A 24,911-nucleotide genomic window follows, 5' to 3' on the forward strand; every position below is an offset into this window, starting at 1 on the left:
GGGAGGAGGGCGATGGTGATCCCGTCGCGCTATTGATCCAAATTGCGTTTGAACTAGGAGACGCACAAATGAAAATGAAGCAACTGTGGGTGGCGGCAGCGCTGTGTGTACTGGGTAGCGCTGCATCGGCCCAGGAAGTCATCAAGCTGGGCTTTGCTGCCCCGATGTCGGGTCCGCAAGCGCAATACGGCACGGACATGAAGAACGGCGCGACCCTGGCCGTTGAAGAGTTCAACGCCACGCACCCAAAGATCGCCGGTAAGGAAGTCAAGTTCCAGCTCATGGCCGAAGACGACCAGGCTGACCCGAAGACGGGCACTGCCGTCGCACAGAAGCTGGTGGATGGCGGCATCAAGGGCATGCTCGGCCACTTCAACTCGGGCACCAGCATCCCGGCGTCGCGCGTGTACAACCAGGCCGGCATCGCGCAGATCGCCATGGCGACTGCACCGGAGTACACCAAGCAAGGCTACAAGACGACCTTCCGCATGATGACCTCCGACACCCAGCAGGGTTCGGTGGTCGGCACGTTTGCCGTCAAGAAGCTGGGCTACAAGAACATCGCCATCGTGGATGACCGCACGGCCTACGGCCAAGGTCTGGCCGACGAGTTCGAGAAGGCTGCCAAGGCTGCCGGCGCCACCATCGTGCGTCGCGAATTCACCAACGACAAGGCCAGCGACTTCAAGGCCATCCTGACGCAGATCAAGAGCAAGAACCCGGACGCCGTGTTCTACGGCGGCGCGGAAGGCCAATCGGCACCGCTGCTCAAGCAGATGCGCGAGCTGGGCATGAAGTCCACGCTGATGTCGGGCGAAATGTCCAAGACCGACGACTTCATCAAGCTGGCCGGCCCGCAAGCGGCCGAAGGCATGGTGGCATCGCTGGCTGGCCTGCCGCTGGAGCAGATGCCGGGCGGCGCTGGGTACAAGCAGCGCTATGAGAAGCGCTTCGGCACGCCGGTGCAGACGTACTCGCCGTACGCCTATGACGGCGCGATGTCGCTGATGAAGGCGATGGTTGCGGCCGGCTCGTCCGACCCGAGCAAGTACCTGCCGATCCTGGCAGCGACCAACGCGCAAGGCGTGACCGCCAAGCACTACGCCTACGACGACAAGGGCGACCTGAAGGACGGCGGTATCACCGTCTACAAGGTCACCAACGGCAAGTGGGCACCGCTGGAAAGCGTGGGCGGCAAGTAAGCCAACCCAACGGCTCTGCGCCGTTTGCAGCATGAAAAACCGCCCTCCGGGGCGGTTTTTCTTTGCCCGGCATCAGCTGGCGCAAACACGTGAACTCCTTGATCTTCTGCAAACCTCTTTTATCTGATGTCAAATATCGTGTAACGCGATCTCATCGCGTGTCAGTGCTTGGCTGACTTTTCCGTTTGGGTGCTTCGGGTACCATGTGGCCCATGACAGGACTTCACGATCTCTTCCCTTCGTGGCCCCCCGCTCCGGGCGGCCTGTTCTGGATCGGGCTGGCGCTGGTGGGCGCGGCGCTGTGCGGCGAGTTTGCGCGCGTGGCGCTCAAACTGCCGCGCATTGTCGGCTACGCCATTGCGGGGCTGGCGGCGGGCGTGCTCGGCCGCCCGCTGATCGACGCCGACATGCTCGACCAGACCCACATCCTGATCGAGATGGCGCTCGCACTCGCGCTGTTCGAGCTGGGGCACCGGCTCTCGTTCGAGTGGCTGCGCGCCAACCGCTGGCTGCTGCTCACCAGCGGCTTTGAGAGTCTGCTGACCTGGGGCCTCGTCACCTGGGTCCTGCAACTGTTTGGCGTGGCAACGCCGGTGGCGGTGGCGGCCGGCGCAATTGCGGTGGCGACCTCGCCCACCGTGCTGCTACAACTGAAGAACGAACTGCGCGCCGAAGGCCAGGTGACCGAACGGCTGCTCTCGCTGGGCGCGCTCAACAGCATTTACGCCAGCGTGCTGGTGCCGCTCACCGCCGGCTGGCTGCACTCCGAATACGGTCACTGGGCCGCCGCGCTGATTCACCCGCTCTACCTGCTGGCAGGCTCCGTGCTACTGGCCTGGATAGTCGGCAAGGTGGGCCACGCGTTGTATCACCGCATGGCGGGTGACGATCACTACGCGTTCCTGGTGCTGGTGGGCCTGGTGCTGTTTGCACTGGCGATGGCCAAGCTGCTCAAGCTGTCGGTGCCGCTCACGCTGTTGCTGGCGGGCGTGGTGTTCAAGCACCAGGATGCACACCCGCGCGTGTGGCCGTCGCACTTCGGCAGCGCGGGCAGCATCTTGATCGTGGTGATGATTGTGTCGCTTGGGCTGCCGATCACCGCGGCAGACTGGGCGATCGGCGGGGTGGCGGCGGTCGCACTCGTACTGGCGCGCTTCGTCGCCAAGCTGGCCGGTACGACGGCGCTGGGTTCGTTCTCAGGGCTGTCGATGCGCCAGAGCGTGGCCCTGGGCCTGGCGCTGGGGCCGATGTCAGGATTGTCATGGTTGCTGATGCACGATACGGCAGCGCTGTATCCCCAGACCGGCGCGCCGCTGGCGGCCATCATTCTATGCACGCTGGCGATCCAGCAGATTGCAGCACCCATCCTGACCGCGCGTTCGCTGCGCTGGGCCGGTGAGGTGCGCCAAGATGAAGGGAGGCGATAAGCCATGTCGCTTGAACCGTTTGCCAAATCCGAGGCGCTGACGTTCGGCGTTGAACTGGAGCTGCAGCTCGTCAATCGTCACGACTACGACCTGGCCTCGGCGTCGCCCGATCTGCTGCGCATGCTCAAGGGCAAGGAGCATCCCGGCGACATCAAGCCGGAGATCACCGATTCGATGATCGAGATCTCCACCGGCATCTGCCATAGCCACGATGAAGCGCTATGGCAGTTGCGCGAGATGCGCGACCGCATGGCCGATGCCGCTACGGCGCTGAACATCGGCATCTGCGGTGGCGGCACGCATCCGTTCCAGCAGTGGAGCCAGCGCACGATTTCGCAATCGCCGCGCTACCAATACATCTCGGAGCTGTACGGCTATCTCGCCAAGCAGTTCACCGTGTTCGGCCAGCACGTGCACCTGGGCTGCTCCAGCCCCGACGATGCGCTGTACCTGCTGCACGCCATGTCGCGCTACGTGCCGCACTTCATTGCGCTGGCGGCGTCGTCACCGTTCGTGCAAGGGGTGGATACGGGGTTTGCCTCGGCGCGCATGAACTCGGTCAGCGCTTTCCCGATGTCGGGTCGTGCGCCCTTCGTGCTCACGTGGGACGCCTTCAACGCCTACTTCGACAAGATGCACGCCACCGGCGTGATCGACAGCATGAAGGACTTCTACTGGGACATCCGCCCCAGCCCCAGGTACGGCACGATCGAAGTCCGCGTGATGGACACGCCGTTGACGGTGGAGCGCGCCGCCGCCATTGCCGCCTACATCCAAGCGCTGGGCCGCTGGCTGCTGCTCGATCGCCCATTCACGCCGGTGGAGGACGACTACCTCGTCTACACCTTCAACCGCTTCCAGGCGTGCCGCTTCGGGCTGGCGGGCGAATACGTCGACCCGGCCACCGGCAACCGTGGAGCCTTGGCCGATCACATCCTGGAAACCAGCAAGGTGCTGTCCCACCACGCCGAGGCGTTGTCGTCCGAAGGCGCACTCGACATGGTGCGAGAAGTGGTGGAAGCGCGTGACACGGATGCCGAGTGGATCCGCCGTGCCCAAAACGAAACCCGCAACCTGCACGAGACCGTGCGACGGGGTTGCGGGCGTTGGACGCAGGCGGCAACCCAGCCTGCGTAATCGGCAGTCGATCAGTGAGCGGGGCGCACCGCCAGCACGCGGCGCGCAAATGCCCAGCAGATCAGGGCGAATACGATCAGCCCCAGCCATTGCGCGGCACCTTCAAACGAAGCGCCGACGACGGCCAGCGGCGCATCGCTACCTGTGGCGCCAATGATGGCCGCCATCAGCACGCCCACCAGGCTTTCCCCCACGATCAGGCCCGAGGCGAGCAGCACGCCGTGGCGGTTCGGGACTTCTGCATAGCGCTCGTATGGCACACCGGCAGCTTGTGCGCGCTTGACGAGAATCTTCTCGATAACCCATGCCAGCACGGCACCGATCACCAGCGGCGCACTCACCGTCGGCGGCAGGTAGATACCGATGCCCACGGCCAGCACTGGCAGTCGTGCCGCGCCGCCGCGCCGCTTAAGCACCCAGTCGATGGCGATGAGGATGGCGCCGACGATGGTGCCGGTGATCACCATGTTCCATTCCAGCTTGTGCGTGAAGATGCCGGTGGCGATGGCCGTCATCAGCGTCGCTTGCGGTGCGGACAGCGCCTGCGCGGCATCCATGCCTGCGCGCGGCAATGCACCCGGGAAGCCGTATGCGTTGTAGAGCAGCTCCAGCACCGGCGAGATGACCGCCGCGCCCGCCACGCAGCCCACCAGCAGCGCGACCTGCTGGCGCCACGGTGTGGCCCCGACCAGCCAGCCGGTCTTCAGATCCTGCAGGTTGTCGTTGGAGATGGTCGCCACGGCCACCACGGCCGACGTCGTGAAGATCGCCAGCGCAATCCCCAGCTTGCTGGCCTCGGGCGAACCCACGAGGCCGTTGTCCGCACCCACGGCCAACAGCAGCAGCGACACCAGCGTGACGGCGATCATGCCGATCCCCGAAATCGGGCTGGAGGACGAACCGATCAGCCCGGCCATGTAGCCGCACGCCGCCGCCACCAGAAAACCGAACACCACCGCAAACACCACCGCGCAGGCGATCAGCGTCCAGCGCGAGCCGGCCGACAGCATGGTCGGCGCCAGGAAGGCCGCGAAGGTGATGACCAGCACCACCACCATCGCCAGCGTGACCAGCAGAATCCAGCGCGGCGCCATGTCTTGCTCGGTGCGCTGCCGGTCATCGCCTTGCGGGCGCAGGCTGCCGAACGAGCGCTTGACGCCTTGCACTACCGGGCCGATCAGCGTGCCGAGCGTCCACACGGCGGCCACCGCAATCACACCTGCACCGATGAAGCGCACCTGCGTGCGCCAGACGTCTGCGCCGAACGCGGCCAGCGCCTTGCCTTCCGGCATTGGCGTGATGGCGGTCAGGTACGGCACGGCGATGCCCCAGGCGATCACCAGACCCACCAGCATGGCCAACCCGCCCATCAGGCCAATCAGGTAACCCGCGCCCAGCAGCGCCGTCGAGAAGCCCAGCGGCAGGCGCACCACCGAGGCCCCCGCCGCAAACCACCAGCTCGCCCCTTCGCCCAGCACGCGCAGGCCGTTGGTCGCAAATGCAACGATGGCCGCGACGATGCCGCCCGCAGCAAGATCGCGCATGCCGGTGGCCGCAGGCACGGCATCGCCATTGTCGGCCTGTGTGCCGTCAGCGGAGTGGCCGCTGCCCACGCGCAGGATTTCTGCCGCGGCCACGCCTTCGGGATAGGGCAGATCGCTCTGCACCACCATCGCGTGACGCAGCGGGATCGTGAACACCACGCCCAGCATGCCGCCGGCCATGCACACACCAAACGTCTGCCAGAACGGAAAGCCCTGCCAGTGTCCGATCATCACGAGGCCCGGCAAGACAAAGATGATGGAAGACAGCGTGCCGGCCGCAGAGGCCTGCGTCTGCACCATGTTGTTCTCGAGGATGTTGGTGCTGCCGAGCATGCGCAGCACGGCCATCGAGATCACGGCAGCGGGAATCGCTGAAGAAAACGTGAGGCCCACTTTCAGGCCGAGGTACACGTTCGAGGCGGTGAAGATCACGGTGATGATGGCACCGAGGATCATGCCGCGCAGCGTCAGCTCCGGCAGGGTGGCTGCTGGAATGTGCTTGAGAGAATGAGGAGATTGCATCCTGCGGGTCTCCGATGAGGGTTTTTGTGGCCCGGATTATAGGAGGGCAGGGATGCGACAGGACGAATGATTTTGTTTTGAGCTTCCTCTAAATTCCGGCCGTTTTCTTGCTGGTGAGGTGGCGGATCTGCAGAGGCGTGCCGGACTGCGGCGACGGGCTAAACCGCTTCGTGCATTCGACGCGCGAGCTGTCTACCGGTTTCCGAAAGGACGGGGCGCCAGCGCGCGAGGCAGCATGCTTCTGGGGCACGATCATGGCTGTGGCCCGCTGACGGGTATCGGCGTGGTGGGTTCGCTGGCCTCCTCAGCTTCGGAGGGTGTCTTTTGCGCGGCCCCGCGTGTGCCCCATTCGCCGACATCCTGCGTGCACAGCGCGAGCAGCGATAGGAAGAACATGTCGAGCGCCATCCAGAAGCCCAAGAGCGCCACGCCATGGAGGTGCCATACTGCACAGGCGCTTGCGAAACGCCAACGTTACTTTCTGGAAAATGCCGGTGGGTCCATCCTATGGACCCACGCTAGCCAGATTCTTCAGTCTTTGTGATTAGCGATATAGGCAGAAACATGCAGGTCATCGTGCGAGAGTTTGTTGAGGCCGATCGGGAGGCCCTTCGCAAGTTATTTGTTGTATCGCGCGATGCCGCTTTCTCGTGGGCTACCGTTGGCACCCATAAGCTTGAAGACTTTGATCTGAGCACCGCAGGTGAGAGGATTCTGGTAGCCGTGCATTCATCCCATCCCATCGGCTTTGCGTCTGTATGGCAGGATGACAGCTTCTTACACAATCTATTTGTTCACCCTCGGCATCAGGGGCTGGGTGTAGGAACGATGTTATTGGCCGGCTGCGACAAGTACTTTTCCAGCGTACCTACACTGAAATGCCTCAAAGCTAATGAGCGTGCCAAGCAGTTCTACCAGTCTCAGGGGTGGCGTGTACGCAGCGAGGCTGACGGTCCGGAAGGCTCGTATGTCCTTATGGAGAGGGCCAGTCCTAACAATTCATTCAAGCCGAACCTGCTACGCGGGTCGGCTTAATGCACGCGTCGAGCGACTGCTTTCTCTTGTTGAATCGCGCCGGATCTCCTAGGCATCTCTGAGCCTCAAACGCTGGCGCGTGCCGGTTTGAGGCCCTTAATTTACCCTCAGCACTCAACGATATTGACGGCCAGTCCGCCGCGCGCGGTTTCCTTGTACTTGGTCTTCATATCCGCCCCCGTCTCCCGCATCGTCTTGATCACGGAGTCGAGCGAAACATAGTGCGTGCCGTCGCCGCGCAGCGCCATGCGTGCCGCATTCACCGCCTTCACCGACGCCATCGCATTGCGCTCGATACACGGAATCTGCACCAGCCCGCCCACTGGGTCGCAGGTGAGCCCCAGGTTGTGCTCCATACCGATTTCCGCAGCATTCTCGACCTGCGCAGGCGTGCCCCCCAGCACTGCCGCCAGCGCACCCGCCGCCATCGAACACGCAACACCCACTTCGCCCTGGCACCCGACCTCCGCGCCCGAGATGGACGCGTTCATCTTGTAAAGCATGCCGATCGCACCCGCGGTGAGCAGGAAATCCACAATGCCGTTGTCATTCGCACCAGGTACGAAGCGATCGTAGTAATGCATCACCGCCGGGATGATGCCCGCCGCGCCGTTGGTCGGTGCTGTCACGACACGTCCGCCTGCAGCGTTCTCTTCGTTCACGGCAATCGCATACAGGTTCACCCAGTCGATCACCGACAGCGGATCGGACAACGTCCGCTCCGCCTGTCCTGTGAGCCGTGAATACAACTCAGCCGCACGGCGACGCACGTGGAACGGGCCGGGCAGTTCACCTTCCGTGCGGCAGCCGCGTGCCACGCATGCCTGCATCACGTGCCAGATGTTGAGCAGGCCGGCGCGCACTTCGGCTTCGGTGCGCCAGGTCAGTTCGTTCTCCAGCATCAGGCGAGCGATGGATTTGCCCGTCGATTCGCACATCGTCAGCAGGTCCTTGCCGCTGCGGAACGGATGCGGCAACTGGTCATGCGCAGACAGTACTTGCGTATTCGCTGCACCGGCCGTGACGACAAAGCCACCGCCCACTGACAGGTAGCGCGCCTCGCGCAGCCGCTCACCCGCCGCATCGAAAGCGTGGAACTTCATGCCGTTCGGGTGCTCGGCCATCGCCTCGCGGCGGTAGAAGGCGATGTGCTCCTTCTCGGTAAAGCGCACCGCGTGACGGCCCAGCAGTGACAGCGACTGCGATTTGCGCAGTTCCGCCAGCTTGGCGTCGATGGTGTCGGGGTCGATGGTGTCCGGCGCCTCGCCCATCAGGCCGAGGATCACACCGCGATCCGTACCGTGGCCCTTGCCGGTAGCACCCAGCGAGCCGTACAACTCCACACGCACGCTGGCCACTTGCGGCATTAGTCCATCGGCTTCGAGGGCCGAGGCGAACATCAGCGCGGCGCGCATCGGGCCGACGGTGTGCGAGCTGGACGGGCCGATGCCGATCTTGAAGAGGTCGAAAACAGAAACAGCCATGGGGTAGGGCTCCGGGGGCGTTAGTGAGGGCAAGTCGGCTTGTGGCCACTTGCGCCGGGTTGTTGCGTGCCCGCTGTTACAGCAATGATGCGCCGATCAGCGTGCCGCGCACAGCGCCAGCCAATCGGGCGCGGTGGCGGCCAGCTGTTCGGCCAGCGGGCGGTACTTCGGGTCCAGCCGCGCGGCCTGCCAGTAGAGCGTGCCGGCGCTCTTGGGCTCCCACATGCCGGAGAAACCGGGTAGACCTGCATCGGCACGTTTCTTGTCGAACGCGACGTGCGAGTGGACGTATTCCTCATGCGTGCGGCTGCCATCGGCATACGGCACGAGCCAGTCGATGGCAGCGGCCAGCGTGGCGCCATTGCTCGCACGCTCGCGCAGCCAGTGCTGGCCAAACGGCTGCACGGCAATCGCGGCCATCGTTAGCGGCTCCAGGTCGTAGACGACGTAGTGCAGCGCATCGCGGTCTTCAAAGTCTTCCACCAAGCCGTCGGGGCGCACGTTGTTGGCGAGTTGCTGCAGGAACAGACGATGCACCTGCGCGATCAGCGCGTGGTCGCCCAGTGCAGCGGCCGACATCGCCATGAGCTTGATGCGGTGGCTTTGCCAGTTGTTGACCCACGTGTGCGACAGCGGTTGCTTGGCAGTCTCCGTGCGGGCGATGTAGCCCTCAGCCAGCGTGCGCAGGAAGCGTTGCGTTTCTTCCCGCGTGCCCGGCGTCAGGCCGTCGCGTGCGAGCGTGTAAGCCTGGATCAGCGCATCAAACTTGGTTTCGTCGATCGGATTGAAGCTCGGCACATACGTGCCGACCCACGCGTGCAGGAAGGTGTCGACCTGCTCGGCGAAGCGCTTGTCACTGGTCAGGCGCCAGGCCAATGCGGCGTCGCGCATGATGGGGAAGTCGCGCGCGGCAACAACGGATTCGTCGTAGATGCCCTGGTGCGGCAGCGTGCCTTCGGTATGCAGGCGCGGCAGCGGATGCGGGGTCTGCCCAAGATGTTGGGTCGCGCGGGCGATCAGCTTGACTGCGGACGGGTCACCGGACTGCGCGGGCGACACGCTGCACCAGTCGCGCGTCGGGCCAGCCGGGCTGTGCACCCCAGCGTACATGGACGCTGCCGCTCCGGCTTGTGTCGGCGAGCACGCACTGCACACCGCAACGGCGGCAGCACAGGCAAGCAGGCGGAGGAGCGGGGCGCGGTGGGGCATCGGCATGGAAGGGTCTCGTCGATCAGGTGAACTGTCGTCACCTTAAACGGCGACACGCCGGAAAGCATCGGTTGTCACAACGGGTTACAGCGCGGTTTGCGACGATCCTGCCAGGTTACATGTGACGCGGCGGCGGAGCAGGGTGCCCGCCGCCGCGTCATGCATGTCACATCAGGCCGATCAATCCTGCGCGTACTCGCTCATCGGCACGCAGGCGCAGAACAGGTTGCGGTCGCCGTACACGTTGTCCGCACGGCCAACCGGCGGCCAGTACTTCTGCTTGCGCAGCGACGCCACCGGGTAGGCGGCCTGCTCGCGCGTGTACTTGTGTTGCCAGTCATCGGCCATCACCACCTGCGCGGTGTGCGGGGCGTGCTTGAGCGGGTTGTCCTCGCGGTCGAATTCGCTCGAGATCACCTTGTCGACTTCGCCACGGATGGCAATCATCGCGTCGATGAAGCGGTCGAGTTCCACCTTCGGCTCGCTCTCGGTCGGTTCGATCATCAGCGTGCCCGGCACCGGGAAGCTCATTGTCGGCGCGTGGAAGCCGAAGTCCATCAGGCGCTTGGCGATGTCTTCGTTGCTGATGCCCGATTCCTTCTGCAGCGGGCGGATGTCGAGAATGCACTCGTGCGCCACCAGGTCGTGCGCGCCGGTGTATAGCACCGGGTAATACGGTGCCAAGCGCTTGGCCACGTAGTTGGCCGACAGGATGGCCGTTTCGGTGGCGGCGGTCAGGCCGGCCGCGCCCATCATGGCGATGTACATCCACGAGATCGGCAGGATCGACGCCGAGCCGAAAGCCGCCGCCGACACGTTGCCGATGTTCTGGCTGGCGTCTTCACCCGACGCCGCGCGCCCCGGGAGGAACGGCGCGAGATGCGCGCCCACGGCCACCGGACCAACGCCCGGGCCGCCACCGCCGTGCGGAATGCAGAACGTCTTGTGCAGGTTCAGGTGCGAAACGTCGCCGCCGAAGTGGCCCGGCGCGGCGGTGCCGACCATGGCGTTCATGTTGGCGCCGTCCACGTACACCTGGCCACCGTGGCTGTGCACGATTTCGCAGACGCGCTTCACGCCTTCCTCGAACACGCCGTGCGTGGACGGGTAGGTGATCATGATCGCCGCGAGGTTCTTGCTGTGCTCGGCGGCCTTCTTCTCCAGGTCAGCCAGATCGACGTTGCCGCGCTCATCGCAAGCAACCACGACGACCTGCATGCCGGCCATCTGCGCCGATGCCGGGTTCGTGCCGTGCGCCGACGACGGGATCAGGCACACGTTGCGGTGGCCTTCGCCACGGCTGGCGTGGTACGCATGGATGATCAGCAGGCCGGCGTATTCGCCCTGCGAGCCGGCGTTCGGCTGCAGGCTCACAGCAGCGTAGCCAGTGGCGGCACACAGCATCTGTTCGAGCTGGTCGATCATCTCGCGGTAGCCCACGGTCTGGTCGGCCGGCGCGAACGGGTGGATGTTCGAGAACTCGGGCCACGTCACCGGCAGCATCTCGGCGGTGGCGTTGAGCTTCATCGTGCACGAGCCCAGCGGGATCATCGTGCGGTCGAGCGCCAGGTCCTTGTCGGCCAGGCTGCGCAGGTAGCGCAGCATTTCGTGCTCGGAGTGGTGCGCGTTGAACACCGGGTGCGTGAGGTACGCGCTCTGGCGAACGAGCGATGCCGGATACGCATCGGCAACGCTGGCTTCGGTCTTGTCGAAGTCCGGTGCCGTTGCGTGAGCAGCGTGGGCGAAGACTTCCCACAGAGCAACGACGTCGGCGCGCGTGACGGTCTCGTCCAGCGAGATGCCCAGGCGCGCCTCATCGATCTGGCGCAGGTTGATGCCGTGCGCCTGCGCGGCGATATGCAGGTTGGCGGTGCGCGGGCCGGTGGCGACCGTCAGCGTGTCGAAGAAGGCGTCCGATTCCAGCGTGTAGCCGATCGCGCGCAGGCCGGCGGCCAGCGTGGCGGTCAGGCGGTGCACGCGCTGGGCGATGCGCTTCAAGCCTTGCGGGCCGTGGTAGACGGCGTACATCGACGCCATCACGCCCAGCAGCACCTGTGCGGTACAGATGTTCGAGGTGGCCTTCTCGCGGCGGATGTGTTGCTCGCGCGTTTGCAGTGCGAGGCGGTAGGCCGAGTTGCCTTGCGCATCGATCGTCACGCCGACGAGGCGACCGGGCATCGAGCGCTTGAACGCATCGCGGACGGCCATGTAGCCGGCGTGCGGGCCGCCGAAACCGAACGGCACGCCAAAGCGCTGCGTGTTGCCGATCACCACGTCGGCGCCCCATTCGCCCGGCGCGGCCAGCAGCGTGAGCGCCAGCAGATCAGCCGCAGCGACAACGAGGCCGCCGGCAGCGTGCACGGCATCGGTCAGTGCCTGGTACGTCGACAGATCGCCCAGCAGCGCACCGTTGGCGCCTGGGTATTGCAGCAGCACGCCAAAGGCATCGTGCTTGGCGGCGTCCGCCGCCGGGCCGGTCACGACTTGCACGCCGATCGGCTCGGCGCGCGTGCGCACGACTTCCAGCGTTTGCGGCAGCACATCGTCGGCGACAAAGAACACGGTCGACTTCGACTTGCCGATGCGTTGCAGCAGCGTCATCGCTTCAGCCGCGGCAGTGGCTTCGTCCAGCATCGACGCGTTGGCGATGTCCATCGCCGTCAGGTCGATCACCATCTGCTGGAAGTTCAGCATCGCTTCCAGGCGGCCTTGCGAGATTTCCGGTTGGTACGGCGTATAGGCCGTGTACCAGGCCGGGTTCTCGAGGATGTTGCGCAGGATCACGCCCGGCGTGTGCGTGCCGTAGTAGCCCTGGCCGATCAGGCTCTTGACCACGCGGTTCTGCCCGGCGATGCCGCGCAGCTTGGCCAGTGCGGCCTCTTCGGTCAGCGGCTGCGTGAATTCACCCAGCGGCATGCCGTCCTGGCGGCGGATGGCAGGCGGGATCACGGCGTCGATCAGCGCGGCGCGGCTGGCATAGCCGAGCGTGCTGAGCATCTGGGCCTGCTCGTCGGCAGACGGGCCGATGTGGCGGTGCGCGAAGGCGTCGCGCGCCTCCAGGTCAGCCAACGTGGGACGTTCGGCGGACAGCGCCGAGGAAGCGGGGTGCGGAGCGTTCATGGCAAGGGCTCGAAATTCTGGCAAAAGCCAATGCGCGGCGCAGGTCAGAGCGCGCGCATCGGCCGGAGGACCGGCTTAGCCGATCTTGGCGGTGTACGCGGCGGCGTCCATCAGGGCGTTCACGTCGTCGGCGTTGGTCGGCTTGATCTTGAACAGCCAGGCCTCGTAGGCACCGGCGTTGACCGACTCGGGCGCGCCCGCAGCGTCACCGTTGTTGGCGATGATCTCGCCCGACACCGGGGCGTAGATGTCGGAGGCGGCCTTGACCGATTCCACCACGGCAATCGCTTCGTCCTTGGCGATGGTGCGGCCGGCTTCCGGCAGCTCCAGGAAGACGATGTCGCCGAGCTGCTCTTGCGCGAAGTCGGTAATGCCGATGGTCAGCGTGCCGTCGGCTTCAACGCGGATCCACTCGTCGTGTTCGGTGTACTTCAGATCGGCGGGGACGTTGCTCATGAAAGGTTTCTCCGAAAGATTGGTATTGGGGGATGCAGATTCGGTCGGTGACTAGCTGACCAGCGCCTTGCCATTGCGCACGAACGGCAGTTTAACCACAGTCGCGGTCAACTTGCGGTCGCGAATTTCCACCTGCACGTCGGTGCCGATGGCAACGTCCTTGGGCAGGCGTGCCAGCGCGATGGAGAGCGACAGGCTCGGGCTGAAGGTGCCGCTGGTGATCTCGCCGTCACCGGCGGGGGTGATGACTTTCTGGTGGGCGCGCAGCACGCCGCCCTTGTCACGCAGGATCAGGCCGACGAACTGTTCACGCTGGCCGCCGGCTTGCAGCGCGGCCTTGCCGGTGAAGTCGCGTTCGCTTTGCAGGTCGACCGTCCAGGCCAGGCCGGCGTCGAGCGGCGAGACGTGGTCGTCCATGTCCTGGCCGTAGAGGTTCATGCCGGCTTCCAAGCGCAGCGTGTCGCGTGCCCCCAGGCCAGCCGGGCGCACGCCGGCTTGCTGCAGGCGCTCCCACACGCCAGCAATCTGCGAGGCGGGCACCACCAGCTCGAAGCCATCTTCACCGGTGTAGCCGGTGCGCGCGACCATGATCTCGCCCACACCGTCGACGGTGACAAAGCCTGCGTTGAACGGCTTGAGCGCTTCGCCCACGGCCTGCGTGCCGGGCAGCGCGGCGTAGGTCTTGGCACGCGCGTTCGGGCCTTGCACGGCGAGGATGCCCAGCGGCTCGGCGCCAGCGTTGTTGTCCGAGCGGCGCGGCGTGATGGTCACGTTGGTGCCGGCGGCGGCGTTCTGCGCGACGATCCACTCTAGGTCGGTCGGCGCGGTGCCGGCGTTGACCACCAGGCGGAACCAGTCTTCGCGGAAGAAGTAGACGATCAGATCGTCGATCACGCCGCCCTTGGGGTTCAGCATGCAGCTGTAGAGCGCCTTGCCCGGGGTCTGCAGCTTGTCGACGTTGTTGGCCAGCAGCCCGCGCAGGAAGTCGCGCACGTGCGCACCGGTGAGGTCGACGACGCACATGTGCGAGACGTCGAAGATGCCGGCGTCTTGGCGCACGGCGTGGTGTTCTTCGATCTGGGAGCCGTAGTTGACCGGCATGTCCCAGCCGCCAAAGTCGACCATGCGGGCGCCCAGCGAGCGGTGGATGGCGTTGAGCGGCGTGTGTTGGAGCGTCATGGAATCTCTCGGCTGAAGCGCCGCCACTGAGGCCTGGGCGCGGCGCGTTATTCGGGACCAGAAAAGCAAAAAGGCCACCCGCGCAGCCTGATGCCTCATGGTGACGCCATGAAGATGCAAGCTGCGCAGATGGCCCCTCTGTCCTTGGTACCTGAGAGATTGCAAAGCGGGGCGCATAGCGGTGCGCGCCGGTTCGTGAGCCCCTTCGGTGGGCGCCCGCAGTGGTCGTGCGGCGCCAGCTCTCCAGAGTGCGGTCGGACGCATGTCCAGCCGATCCGCCCGGTCCTTGGTGCCTGAGAGTTTTTGGGTGCTACCCCTTCGGCGGTGCCTTGCCGTGTGCGGCGGGCACGCTCTCCCGGATGGATGAGCGGAATTTACGGAAGGGGGCTGGGATTGTCAATTGGGGATGAGGGAGGTCTTAGGGCTGGGTTCTATTGTTGGTGGTCCATCTTCTGTTTCAGCCCCGGCAGGGTGCGAAACCGGAATGGACCACCACGGCCAAGAACAATCAGGAAACCACGGGCTTTTTAGCCGACAACAACCCCTTCAACGCCCCCAACCGATCCTTGGGCGACATGGCCGGCATGGAATCCTCCGGGGTAGGCCCCGCGTCATCCCCCAACTTCATCTCAGCGATATAGCGGGACGGCTCACACACCACCGTCTCTCGCGCCCGCTTGCGCTTCTTGCACCAGCTGATATGCAGGCTGCGTTGCGCCCGCGTAATCCCCACATACATCAGCCGCCGCTCTTCTTCGATCTTCTCGTCGGTCAGGTCGTCGTCTTCGCGGCAGTGCGGGAGGATGCCCTCTTCCACGCCCACGAGGAACACGTGCGGATACTCCAGCCCCTTGCTCGCATGCAGCGTGGACAAGCGCACCGCATCCGGGTCCTCTTCCTTGCCTTCAAGCATGCTGATCAGCGCGATGGTCTGCGTGAGTTCCAGCAGGTTCTTGCCGGTATCCATCAAGCCATCGGCATTGTCGAAACCGGTGGCCTCTTCGTCATTTTCTTTCTCGGGCTTGGTGCCCTTGCGCTTGAGCCACTCCGTGAACTCGAGCACGTTGGTCCACTTGTTCTGGGCCTGGCGCTCGTCATAGGTGTCGTACAGGTAGGCCTCGTAGTGGATGCCTTCCATCATCTCGTCGAGCAGCGTGCTGGCGGGCTCTTTCGCGGCGCGGTCTGAGAGGCGCACGATGAACTCGCAGAACACACGCAGCGGCTCCAGTTGACGGGAGCCAAGTTGCGCCTCGATGCCGCCCATCATCGCCGCCTCAAACAATGACACCTTGGCCTGCCCCGCGAACGCGCCCAGCACTTCCAGCGTTGCATTGCCCACGCCGCGCTTGGGCGTGGTGATGGCGCGGATGAAGGCGGGGTCGTCATCGGCGTTGGCGATCAGGCGCAGGTACGCGCACAGGTCCTTGATCTCGGCCTTGTCGAAAAAGCTCTGACCGCCGGAAAGCACGTACGGAATGCGCTCGCGGCGCAGGATCTGCTCGAACAGCCGCGCCTGGAAATTGCCGCGATACAGGATCGCGTAGTCCCGGAACTGCGCGCGGCGCTCGAACTTGTGCGCGGAGAGCTTGAAGACCACGCTCTCGGCCTCGTGCTCTTCGTCATTGGCGCCCGTCACGTTGATGCTGTCGCCCATGCCGTGCTCGCTCCACAGCGTCTTCTCGAACAGCTTCGGATTCTGCGCAATCACCGCGTTGGCGGCGTTCAGGATGCGCACCGTGGAGCGGTAGTTCTGCTCCAGCTTGATCACCTTCAGGTTCGGGAAATCCGTCTGCAGCAGCTTGAGGTTGTCGAGCGTGGCGCCGCGCCAGCCGTAAATGGCCTGGTCGTCGTCGCCCACCGCCGTGAAGGCCGGCGCACGCAGGTGCGAGCCGCCCGCCAGCAGCTTCAGGAGCTGGTACTGGCAGGCGTTGGTGTCTTGGTATTCATCGACGAGGAAGTAGCGCAGGCGGTTCTGCCACTTCAGACGCACGTCTTCATTGCGCGCGAACAGCTCGGCGGGAATGCGGATCAGATCGTCAAAGTCCACCGCCTGATAGGCGTGCAGCGTGGCGACGTAGTTGCGGTAGACCAGCGCGGCTTGGTGATCATCAACGTTGTTGTTGGCGAGCGCTTCGGCAATCGCGGTTTCCGGGTCGACGAGACCGTTCTTCCACAACGAGATCGTGCTCTGTACGCGGCGGATCAGTTGCTTGTCGGTGGTCGCCAGCTGCTCCTGGATCATGCCGAAGCAGTCGTCTGAATCCATGATCGAGAAGCGCGGCTTGAGGCCCACGTGCTCGGCTTCGGCCCGCAGGATCTGCACGCCCAGCGAGTGGAACGTACACACCGTCAACTGCTTGATGGGGATGCGCTTGCCGTCTTCGCGCGTCTTGCCGTCCATCAGCTTGGCCACGCGCTCCTGCATTTCCTTGGCCGCCTTGTTGGTGAACGTGACGGCGGCGATGTGCTTGGGCTCGAACCCCTTGTCGAGGATCAGGTGCGCGATCTTCTGCGTGATCACACGCGTCTTGCCGGAGCCTGCCCCGGCCAGCACCAGGCACGGGCCGTCGAGGTAGTGCACACCTTCGGATTGGGCAGCATTGAGCCCGTGGGCGAGACCGGAAGACATGGGGGCAAACAGGCGGGAATTGCAGGCGGACGGCGATGGTAGCACGCGTGGGCGACAGGGCTTGGCGCCCCTTCTGGCGTGGCGCGCACATGGTCGAGCGCCGTGCCGGACAGGCATTTTCTGAGGTGCTGATGAAGGCGATTTTCACGTACCGGACGGGCGCCCTGTCTTGCTGAAACTCTCAGCAGCCAACCCAACGTCGATGGATGGATCGCCGTCAAATAGAAAAATAAGAATTTGCCGATCTTTGGGACTTTTCGTGATGCCGAAGAAAGGTCTTCTGCCACGTCACATCGTTTCAGCGTTGTCACGAGCAACAACACGACACACAGGATGCAGCGTGTTATCAGCGCATTCTGATTCTTCAATTTCCGCAATTCATTGCGATTGACACACAAATCGACGGAACTGATTCCGTGATTTCCCCAGACTCTGCGGCCGCCGATACAGCGTTTGAATCGGCACCGAATTCGACTTTCATTTCCGCAGAGGGATTGACATGAACAAGGCATATCGCGTCGTTCGCAACAAAGCGACCGGCACATGGACAGCGGTTTCGGAAATCGCGCGCGGGCACGGCAAGGGGCGCGCCGCAGTGCGCGCGGTCAGTTCTGTATTGGTGGCGGGTGCAACTGCTATCTGGGCACCAAGCGCAATGGCCCAGTTGGTGGAGCAGGACCCCTTCAGCGGAACGATCAATATTGGCAGCGGTACTGATGGGACCATTGTCAACATTGCAAATGAACTCGGTGAAAACCGTCGCTTGATGGGCGTCGCCAATGGCCGGGACACAACCGATGCCATCAACTATGGTCAGTTCTCATCCGTCAACGCCGGAATCGCCAGAGCGCTGGGCGGCGGGGCAGCAGTCAACTCCGTCACTGGCGCGGTCACTGCGCCAACCTACAGCCTCTACGCAGATCCGACGGACCCCGCCGGTACAACCGTATACCGCGACGTCGGCAGCGCGCTGGGCAACCTGAACAACCGTATCAAAGCCAACGGCGACAGCATCACCAGCCTGAACCAGCAAATCGTCAACGGCGCGATCGGCCTCGTGCAACAGGTGGATGCCTCGTCCGAGATCACCATCGCCAAGGACACCGCGGGCGACAGCGTGAACTTTGCCGGCAAGGATGCCGAGGGCAACGCCATCACCCGCAGGCTAGCCAATGTCACGGCGGGCGAGGCTGATACCGATGCTGCCAACGTCGGCCAGCTCAAAGCGGTCGGCAAGCAGGTAGCGGATCTGGACGCCAGTGCCGTCAAGTACGACGCCAGCGGCAACGTTGATCTGGCACGTAACGGCAAGCCGGCGCAGATCAAGAACGTGGCAGATGGCACGGAAGACGGCGATGCGGTCAACCTGGGGCAGTTGAAGCAGTCCGGTCTGGTCAAGGACGACGGTTCCCTCGCCAACGTCGTGACGTATGACGACGACACCAGGTCGAAAGTCTCGCTCGGCGGCGCCAATGGCACCACGTTGACCAACGTGGCGGCAGGTGCCGTGGCGGCGGATAGCATGGACGCCATCAATGGTGCTCAGCTGTACGCGACCAATCAGGCGGTTGCCTCGGCATTGGGCACCTCGCTCAGCGCAAGCGGCACCATCATCTCGCCGACCTATACAGTGGGTGGCGCCACCTACAACAACGTTGGCGATGTCTTCAAGAACCTGGACGGCCGGCTCACCGGTCTGGAGCAGGGCGACGGCGGCAGTGGCAATGGCGGCCCGACCGACCAAAGGTTCATCGGCAGCGGCAGCGGCAACGCCGGCAGCGGTGATAAGGAAAACGCGCAGGCGACCGGCACCAACGCGACTGCAGCCGGCGCCAAGGCGTCAGCCTCGGCGGATAACAGCGTGGCGCTCGGCGCCGGTTCCTCGGCCTCGAAGCAAAATAGCGTGGCGCTGGGCGCGGGCTCGGTCGCGGACCGTGAGAACACGGTGTCGGTGGGCTCCGCTGGCAACGAACGCGTCATCACCAACGTGATGGCCGGTACACAAGACACCGATGCCGTGAACGTTCAGCAGCTCAAGGGCGAGACGGCCAAGATCCAGCAAAGCGTCGACACGCTGCAAAGCCAGGTCAACCAGCGCTTCGACCAGCTCGACAGCCGCGTCAATCGCGTCGGTGCGATGAACGCCGCCATGACGACGATGGTCGCCAGCGCCGCCGGCCTGCAGACCGATAACCGTATTGCCATCGGCACCGGCCTGTACCGCGGCCAGACCGCCCTGGCAGTCGGCTACCAGCGCAAAGTCGGCTCGCGCGCGACGGTCACGATCGGCGGTTCCACAGCGGGCGGCTCCGAGTACAACGTGGGCGTTGGCGCAGGCTACGGTTGGTAAGCCGTTGCTGCATTGAACGTGTGGCGACAGGCGCATTGGCTTTGGCCGATGCGCCTTTTTTCTTGGTAAGCACATCGGCGGAGGTGCCGGCTGGGCGACCGCACTCGTTTGCGCCCCTCGCTTTCCCCGCAGCCGTTACACCGCTTACGCGCGGTTACACGACGGCAGTAAGCCTGCGGCAGAAGCGGGTCGTTATAGGCAGGACAGCGGCTGAATGGATCGGCCGCCCGATCACCACCCTGGAGAGAACACCATGAACCGCATCGTCCAAATCCTGGCTGTGTCCGCCGTCGCCCTGTCTGCTACCACCGGCGCCTTCGCACAAACGCAATGGCAGAAGGATCACCCGCGCCGCGCCGAGGTGAACCACCGCCTTGCCAACCAAGACAAGCGCATCCACAACGAAGTGAAGGAAGGCGAAATCACCAAGGGCCAAGCCCGCCAGTTGCACAAGGACGATCGCAAGATCCGCCAGGAAGAGCGCGATATGGCTTCGCAAAATGGCGGCCACATCACCAAGCAAGAACAGCGCACCCTGAACCAACAGGAAAACCAGGTCAGCGGCAAGATCGGCAACTAAGACGCCGCATAACCAACGACCCGCACTCCGGCCACACCCAGGGCATGGCGATACCGCCAGCGTCCTGAGGGTGTGGCCGTTGTCCTTTGTCTTTCCGGTTTTTAGTCTTTAGTGAGACAGAGAATGTGAGCTGGCCCCGGCAGGGGGCGAAAGGGAAGTGGACCGCCAACCGCTAATTCCCATTCCCCTGGATGTAGTTCAAGTCCACAAACTCACTCCCACGATTCCCGCGCGTGAAGTCCAACGTAAATCCCCCCACATCCACCCGCGTCTGCAGCGCCCGCCGCAATTCGGCCCCGGCCACCTTGCCACCCGCCGCATTCATCGACTGCAGTAGATACGTCGCCGCGATATAGCCCGACAACGTCGCTCCTGATGGCGGCTCATCCAGAAACTGCTTCATGCGCGCGATGTGCTCGCGCGTGATTTTCGTGTTGCCGACCGCAGGATTGGGCACGGTCTGCGCGAGCAGCATGCCGCCGCTGTAGCCGGTGCCGAGAATTTCTCGCGCCACCTGCGGGTTGACTGACGAGAGCCCGACCAAGAAGCCGTACCAACCGTGCTGCGCCAGCGCGCGGCCAACGCTGGCATAGGCGAGGGTATCGCCAGCGACGATAACGGCGGTCGGCTTGGTTGGGGCGATGCGCGCTGCCAATTCGCCCGGATCTCCCGCCAGCGTATAGAGGTCGAGCGCTTCTGCCGCCTCGCCTTTCGCCGGCGTTGTGCTGGCGAGGGTGTTGCGCAGGCGCGTGCCGATCTGCGGATCGAACCCCGCGGTGGTGACCAACGCGATACGCCGCATGCCGAACTGGCGCAGCCGGTTGTGCGCGGCGATGATCTCGTGGTCGTAGTCGGGGCGGATGAACCAGACGTTGTCAGAGGTGGACGTGGCGCCCGAAAGCGGCGCCAGCAGCGGCACATTGCGCCGCGCGATTTCCGGAGAGGCCGTTAACGCGGGCAACAGGCGCTCACTCACGCCAAAGAGCACCTCCACGTGATCGCGTTCGACCATGTCGAGGGCTTGTGGCACCGCCTCGGCCTGTTCGACTTCGCGGCGGATCAGGCTGATGCGCCGGCCCTTGATGCCGCCGCTCAGGTTGGCCGCATCAAACGCGACCTTGGCGCCCGCCATGAAGTCGCGCGCGTAGTCGGCCTGGGCGCCGCCACGCTCGATCAACTGTCCGACGACGAAGGTGGTGTTGCCCTGCGCATGCGCCGTCAGTGTCACAACGGCGGCCGCGCAAACCAGTGCACACGCGCAGCGGTGTGCCAGTGTCTGCCAGATCATGCTTCCCCCAAAGGCGAATCGACGGCGCGTTGTTTTTGTTGTGACCGGCCAGGCAGGCGGGCGCGCGCCAATCGTCGATGTTAGGCGGCGGAACGTGACAGATCCGTGAAGTTAAGCCCCTCCCGACGGAGGGATCGACGCGTTTGAACCCGTATTGACCGACGTTGACACATATCAACGCGCCGCCGGGAGCACAGGCATAGCATCAACCATCGCCCTCGCACCCCACGCCCCATGTTCCCCTTTGCCCAACCGGCCGCCGAGGATGCGGCCGCCAATGACGCCGCCTTCCGCTGGTCTGCATCGCAGGTGCGCGCGCTGGCGCAGCGCTTCGATACGCACGGCCCGCGCTATACGTCGTACCCGACGGCGGACCGCTTCCACGCCGGGTTCAACAACGCCGACTACCTCGACGCGCTGCACCGCCGCGCCGCGATTGCACCGGCGCTGCATGCGCCGCTGTCGCTGTATATGCATCTGCCGTTCTGCGCGAACCTCTGCTACTACTGCGGCTGCAACAAGGTCATCACCAAGGATCATTCGCGCAGTGCGCGCTACATCCGCGCCCTGGCGCAGGAGATGGCGCTCGTGGCCAGGCACATCGGCCCGCTGCGCCGCGTGACGCAACTGCACTGGGGCGGTGGCACGCCCACCTTCCTCACGCACGATGAGATGCGCGCCGTGATGGCCGCCACACGCGAGCATTTCGACCTGACGCCGGACGCGGAAATCTCCGTCGAACTCGACCCGCGCCACGCCGACGACGCCACGCTGGAGGTGCTGGCCGATCTTGGCTTCAACCGTGCCAGCCTTGGCATTCAAGACTTTGACCCAGATGTGCAGCGCGCCGTCCACCGCATCCAGAGCGTGGAAGACACGCGCCGCGTGGTGGAGAGTGCGCGCCGCCTCGGCTTCGAGTCGATCAGCTTCGACCTGATCTACGGTCTGCCGCATCAGCGTACGGAGACCTTCAACGCCACGCTGGACCGCGTGCTGGAGATGGCGCCGGACAGGCTGTCGGTCTACAGCTATGCGCATCTGCCGCATCTGTTCAAGCCGCAGCGCCGCATCGATCTCCTCACGCTGCCCACGGCCGACGAGAAGCTCGACCTGCTGGCAATGACGGTGGAGCGTCTGGTTGACGCGGGCTATGTCTATATCGGCATGGACCACTTCGCGCGGCCGGATGATGCGTTGGCGATTGCACAGCGCGAAGGGCGGCTGCAGCGCAACTTCCAGGGCTACTCCACGCATGCCGATTGCGACCTGCTGGCCTTTGGCGTGTCCGCCATCAGCCGCGTGGGCGACGTGTATGCGCAGAACGAAAAGGAGCTCGACGCGTACTACGCGCGCATCGATGCCAACGCGCTGCCGGTGCTGCGCGGCCTGTCGCTCACGCCGGACGACCACGTGCGACGCGCGCTGATTGGCGAGCTGATGTGCGGGTTTGAGCTGGACATGCGCGCGTTTGGCGCCACGCATGGGTTGGACTTCAAGCGCACCTTTGCCGATGAGCTGGAAGCGCTGGCGCCGCTCGAAGACGCGGGTCTGGTGAAGGTGGGCGATGAACGCATTCTCATCACCCCGCAAGGACGGCTGCTGGTGCGGCGCATTGCGATGGTGTTCGACGCGCACCTGCGCGCCGCGGGTACCGAGCGCGCGGTCGAGGCGGAGGGCAAGCCCGTCGCCTTTGTCCCGCGCTACTCCAAGGTGGTCTGACCCACGTTAGGCTGTTGCCGGCTCCTGCGCATTCACTTCCGTTTGCGCAGTGACGACGGTCTGCGGCCAGATCTCGGCCAGGCGTAGCAGGTTGGTCGAACCGGCCTGACCAAACGGCATGCCCGCCGTGATGGCGATCTGGTCGCCCGACACGGCAAAGCCTTCGCGTGCGGCAGCGCGGCACGCCGCATCCACCATTTCATCCACGCTGTGCACGTCGGCGCTCACGGTGCTGTGCACGCCCCAGGTGATTGCCAGACGGCGCGCCGTATCCAGGCGCGGCGTGATGCTCACGATGGGCGCCAGCGGCCGTTCGCGTGCGGCGCGCAGGCTGGTCTTGCCGCTGGACGTGTAGGTGACCGTGGCCACCGCGCCCAGGATGTGCGTCACGTCGCGCAGGGCCGCGCAGATGGCGTCCTGACGCGTCGGCAGCGGGGCCTGGTGTTGTGCGTCGATCAGGTTGCGGTACAGCGGGTCACGCTCGGTCTCGGCAATGATGCGGTTCATGATGCTGACCGCCGCCACCGGGTGCTTGCCGCTGGCCGATTCGGCCGACAGCATGACTGCATCGGTGCCGTCGTACACGGCGGTGGCCACGTCGGAGGCTTCCGCACGCGTCGGCACCGGCGCTTCGATCATCGATTCCAACATCTGCGTGGCCACGACCACCGGCTTGCCGTGCTGACGCGCGATGCGCAGGATGCGCTTCTGCACGCCGGGCACGCGCTCAGGTGGCAGTTCCACGCCCAGGTCGCCACGCGCCACCATCAGCGCGTCGGAGGCCTGCACGATGTCTTCCAAGTGCAGCAGTGCTGCGGGCTTTTCGATCTTGGAGAGCAGGCCGGCGCGGTCACCGATGATCTCGCGTGCGGCGATCACGTCTTCGGCGCGCTGCACGAACGACAGTGCAATCCAGTCCACACCCAGCGACAGGGCGAACTCGAGGTCGCGCAGGTCTTTCTCGGTGAGTGCGGGGATGGGGATCACGGCGTCCGGCACGTTCACGCCCTTGCGGTCCGACAGCGGGCCGCCGTCGACCACACGGGTGACGATGGCGGTCGGGTCAGCGGCTTCCACGGCCAGGCGGATCTTGCCGTCATCGAGCAACAGCGATTGGCCCGGTGCGGCAGCGGCGTACAGCTCCGGGTGCGGCAGGTGCACGCGCGTGACATCGCCCGGTGTCGGGTCGCGGTCGAGTACGAAACGATCGCCGTTCTTGAGCACGACGCGGCCTTCGGCAAACGTGCCGATGCGCAGCTTGGGACCTTGCATGTCGGCCAGGATGCCGATGGGGCGGCCGGTCTCGGCTTCCACTGCGCGTACGGCGTCGTAGCGCTTGCGGTGGTCTTCGTGCGAGCCGTGGCTGAAGTTCAGGCGGAAGACGTCCGCGCCGGCGTCGAACAGCGCGCGGATGGTGTCTTTGTCGCTGCTGGCGGGGCCGAGGGTGGCGAGGATTTTGGTGTTGCGGAAGCGGCGCACTTTGGATTGCTCCGGTGGGTTTGTGTTTGGACCTGAGTGGTCCATCCCTTGATTTCATCCCCTGCCGGGGCTGACTCACTTTCTTTGTCTTGCCAAAGAAAGTAAGCAAAGAAAGGCGCGCCCGAGATGGCGACACCCTCCTTGAATTTGTGTAACCGGGCGGAGACGGGGAAAACTCGCTGCGCTCAAACAGTTCCCCGTCTTTTCTCCGCCCGCTTACACAAATTCAAGGCGCCATCTAGGGCAGGGCAAAGACACACAATCGGTGCGCTGCCCCTTCAGGCTCTTGTTTGCTGCTGTGCTGCTTATTGCTTGTTGCTACTGCGCTTGTGGACCGATTGTTTGGCCGTCCCTTGCCCTATGCGGCGCCTTGAATTTCTGTTGCAGGGAGGAAAAAGAGGGGAGGCTTGTCTGAGCGAAGCGAGTTTGCCTCTCCTCCCTCCCTGCGACATAAATTCAAGGAGTCTTTCGCCGCTTGGGCGCGCCTTTCTTTGCTTACTTTCTTTGGCAAGACAAAGAAAGTGAGTCAGCCCCGGCAGGGGATGAAACGG

Annotated in this window: 17 protein-coding genes and 2 riboswitches; of the genes, 7 read left to right on the plus strand and 10 right to left on the minus strand. The window is 64.4% G+C overall.

What is annotated here, in order from left to right; translation table 11 throughout:
- The first annotated feature begins 68 nt into the window (after nucleotides 1–68).
- The 3 genes from PI87_RS13855 (at nucleotide 69) to PI87_RS13865 (ending at nucleotide 3,766) form a co-directional block, all read left to right on the plus strand.
- Nucleotides 69–1,202 carry a branched-chain amino acid ABC transporter substrate-binding protein gene (locus PI87_RS13855; protein WP_039598290.1) on the plus strand — a complete coding sequence of 378 codons (1,134 nt, stop codon included), beginning with the start codon at nucleotides 69–71 and terminating at the stop codon, nucleotides 1,200–1,202.
- Nucleotides 1,203–1,405: 203 nt separating this feature from the next.
- A complete protein-coding gene (locus tag PI87_RS13860; protein ID WP_039598291.1) occupies nucleotides 1,406–2,629 on the plus strand; it encodes a cation:proton antiporter in 1,224 nt (407 codons plus the stop codon).
- A gap of 3 nt (nucleotides 2,630–2,632) precedes the next feature.
- The gene (locus PI87_RS13865) at nucleotides 2,633–3,766 is read left to right on the plus strand and encodes a YbdK family carboxylate-amine ligase (RefSeq protein WP_039598292.1); all 1,134 of its coding nucleotides are present in this window, start codon (nucleotides 2,633–2,635) and stop codon (nucleotides 3,764–3,766) included.
- A gap of 11 nt (nucleotides 3,767–3,777) precedes the next feature.
- Here the strand turns inward: PI87_RS13865 and PI87_RS13870 are convergent, their stop codons facing one another.
- Nucleotides 3,778–5,832: an OPT family oligopeptide transporter gene (locus tag PI87_RS13870; RefSeq protein WP_039598293.1), complete on the minus strand. Its 2,055-nt coding sequence runs from the start codon at nucleotides 5,830–5,832 to the stop codon at nucleotides 3,778–3,780.
- A 252-nt stretch (nucleotides 5,833–6,084) separates the two neighbouring features.
- A complete protein-coding gene (locus tag PI87_RS29095) occupies nucleotides 6,085–6,228 on the minus strand; it encodes a hypothetical protein (RefSeq protein ID WP_157003138.1) in 144 nt (47 codons plus the stop codon).
- 168 nt (nucleotides 6,229–6,396) lie between these two features.
- On the opposite strand from PI87_RS29095, the gene PI87_RS13875 reads away from it, so the two are divergent.
- The gene (locus PI87_RS13875) at nucleotides 6,397–6,867 is read left to right on the plus strand and encodes a GNAT family N-acetyltransferase (RefSeq protein WP_052321537.1); all 471 of its coding nucleotides are present in this window, start codon (nucleotides 6,397–6,399) and stop codon (nucleotides 6,865–6,867) included.
- A gap of 107 nt (nucleotides 6,868–6,974) precedes the next feature.
- Here the strand turns inward: PI87_RS13875 and PI87_RS13880 are convergent, their stop codons facing one another.
- The 6 genes from PI87_RS13880 to PI87_RS13905 form a co-directional block, all read right to left on the minus strand.
- Nucleotides 6,975–8,351, minus strand: a complete 1,377-nt coding sequence (locus PI87_RS13880) for an L-serine ammonia-lyase (protein ID WP_039598294.1) — start codon at nucleotides 8,349–8,351, stop codon at nucleotides 6,975–6,977.
- A 96-nt stretch (nucleotides 8,352–8,447) separates the two neighbouring features.
- A complete protein-coding gene (locus tag PI87_RS13885; RefSeq protein WP_039598295.1) occupies nucleotides 8,448–9,566 on the minus strand; it encodes an alginate lyase family protein in 1,119 nt (372 codons plus the stop codon).
- A 174-nt stretch (nucleotides 9,567–9,740) separates the two neighbouring features.
- On the minus strand, nucleotides 9,741–12,680 hold the full coding sequence (gene gcvP / locus PI87_RS13890) for an aminomethyl-transferring glycine dehydrogenase (protein WP_039598296.1): 2,940 nt from the start codon (nucleotides 12,678–12,680) through the stop codon (nucleotides 9,741–9,743).
- Nucleotides 12,681–12,755: 75 nt separating this feature from the next.
- A complete protein-coding gene (gcvH, locus tag PI87_RS13895; protein WP_039598297.1) occupies nucleotides 12,756–13,136 on the minus strand; it encodes a glycine cleavage system protein GcvH in 381 nt (126 codons plus the stop codon).
- Nucleotides 13,137–13,187: 51 nt separating this feature from the next.
- Nucleotides 13,188–14,315: a glycine cleavage system aminomethyltransferase GcvT gene (gene gcvT, locus PI87_RS13900; protein ID WP_039598298.1), complete on the minus strand. Its 1,128-nt coding sequence runs from the start codon at nucleotides 14,313–14,315 to the stop codon at nucleotides 13,188–13,190.
- Between the two features lie 128 nt (nucleotides 14,316–14,443).
- A riboswitch (glycine riboswitch) is annotated at nucleotides 14,444–14,572 on the minus strand.
- A 13-nt stretch (nucleotides 14,573–14,585) separates the two neighbouring features.
- Nucleotides 14,586–14,683: riboswitch (glycine riboswitch) on the minus strand.
- Nucleotides 14,684–14,823: 140 nt separating this feature from the next.
- Nucleotides 14,824–16,944 carry a UvrD-helicase domain-containing protein gene (locus tag PI87_RS13905; protein ID WP_039598299.1) on the minus strand — a complete coding sequence of 707 codons (2,121 nt, stop codon included), beginning with the start codon at nucleotides 16,942–16,944 and terminating at the stop codon, nucleotides 14,824–14,826.
- Between the two features lie 499 nt (nucleotides 16,945–17,443).
- On the opposite strand from PI87_RS13905, the gene PI87_RS13910 reads away from it, so the two are divergent.
- Both PI87_RS13910 and PI87_RS13915 read left to right on the plus strand, forming a co-directional pair.
- On the plus strand, nucleotides 17,444–19,294 hold the full coding sequence (locus tag PI87_RS13910; RefSeq protein ID WP_039598300.1) for a YadA family autotransporter adhesin: 1,851 nt from the start codon (nucleotides 17,444–17,446) through the stop codon (nucleotides 19,292–19,294).
- 253 nt (nucleotides 19,295–19,547) lie between these two features.
- On the plus strand, nucleotides 19,548–19,874 hold the full coding sequence (locus PI87_RS13915; protein WP_039598301.1) for a hypothetical protein: 327 nt from the start codon (nucleotides 19,548–19,550) through the stop codon (nucleotides 19,872–19,874).
- A 172-nt stretch (nucleotides 19,875–20,046) separates the two neighbouring features.
- Here PI87_RS13915 and PI87_RS13920 read toward each other — a convergent pair whose 3' ends face one another.
- Nucleotides 20,047–21,162, minus strand: a complete 1,116-nt coding sequence (locus tag PI87_RS13920) for an ABC transporter substrate-binding protein (protein WP_198139560.1) — start codon at nucleotides 21,160–21,162, stop codon at nucleotides 20,047–20,049.
- Between the two features lie 234 nt (nucleotides 21,163–21,396).
- On the opposite strand from PI87_RS13920, the gene hemN reads away from it, so the two are divergent.
- Nucleotides 21,397–22,881: an oxygen-independent coproporphyrinogen III oxidase gene (gene hemN, locus PI87_RS13925; protein WP_039598302.1), complete on the plus strand. Its 1,485-nt coding sequence runs from the start codon at nucleotides 21,397–21,399 to the stop codon at nucleotides 22,879–22,881.
- Between the two features lie 6 nt (nucleotides 22,882–22,887).
- Here the strand turns inward: hemN and pyk are convergent, their stop codons facing one another.
- A complete protein-coding gene (gene pyk, locus PI87_RS13930; RefSeq protein ID WP_039598303.1) occupies nucleotides 22,888–24,360 on the minus strand; it encodes a pyruvate kinase in 1,473 nt (490 codons plus the stop codon).
- Between the last annotated feature and the right edge of the window lie 551 nt (nucleotides 24,361–24,911).

It is taken from the genome of Ralstonia sp. A12 (genome assembly GCF_000801955.1).
In the GTDB taxonomy this organism is placed as follows: Bacteria; Pseudomonadota; Gammaproteobacteria; order Burkholderiales; family Burkholderiaceae; genus Ralstonia.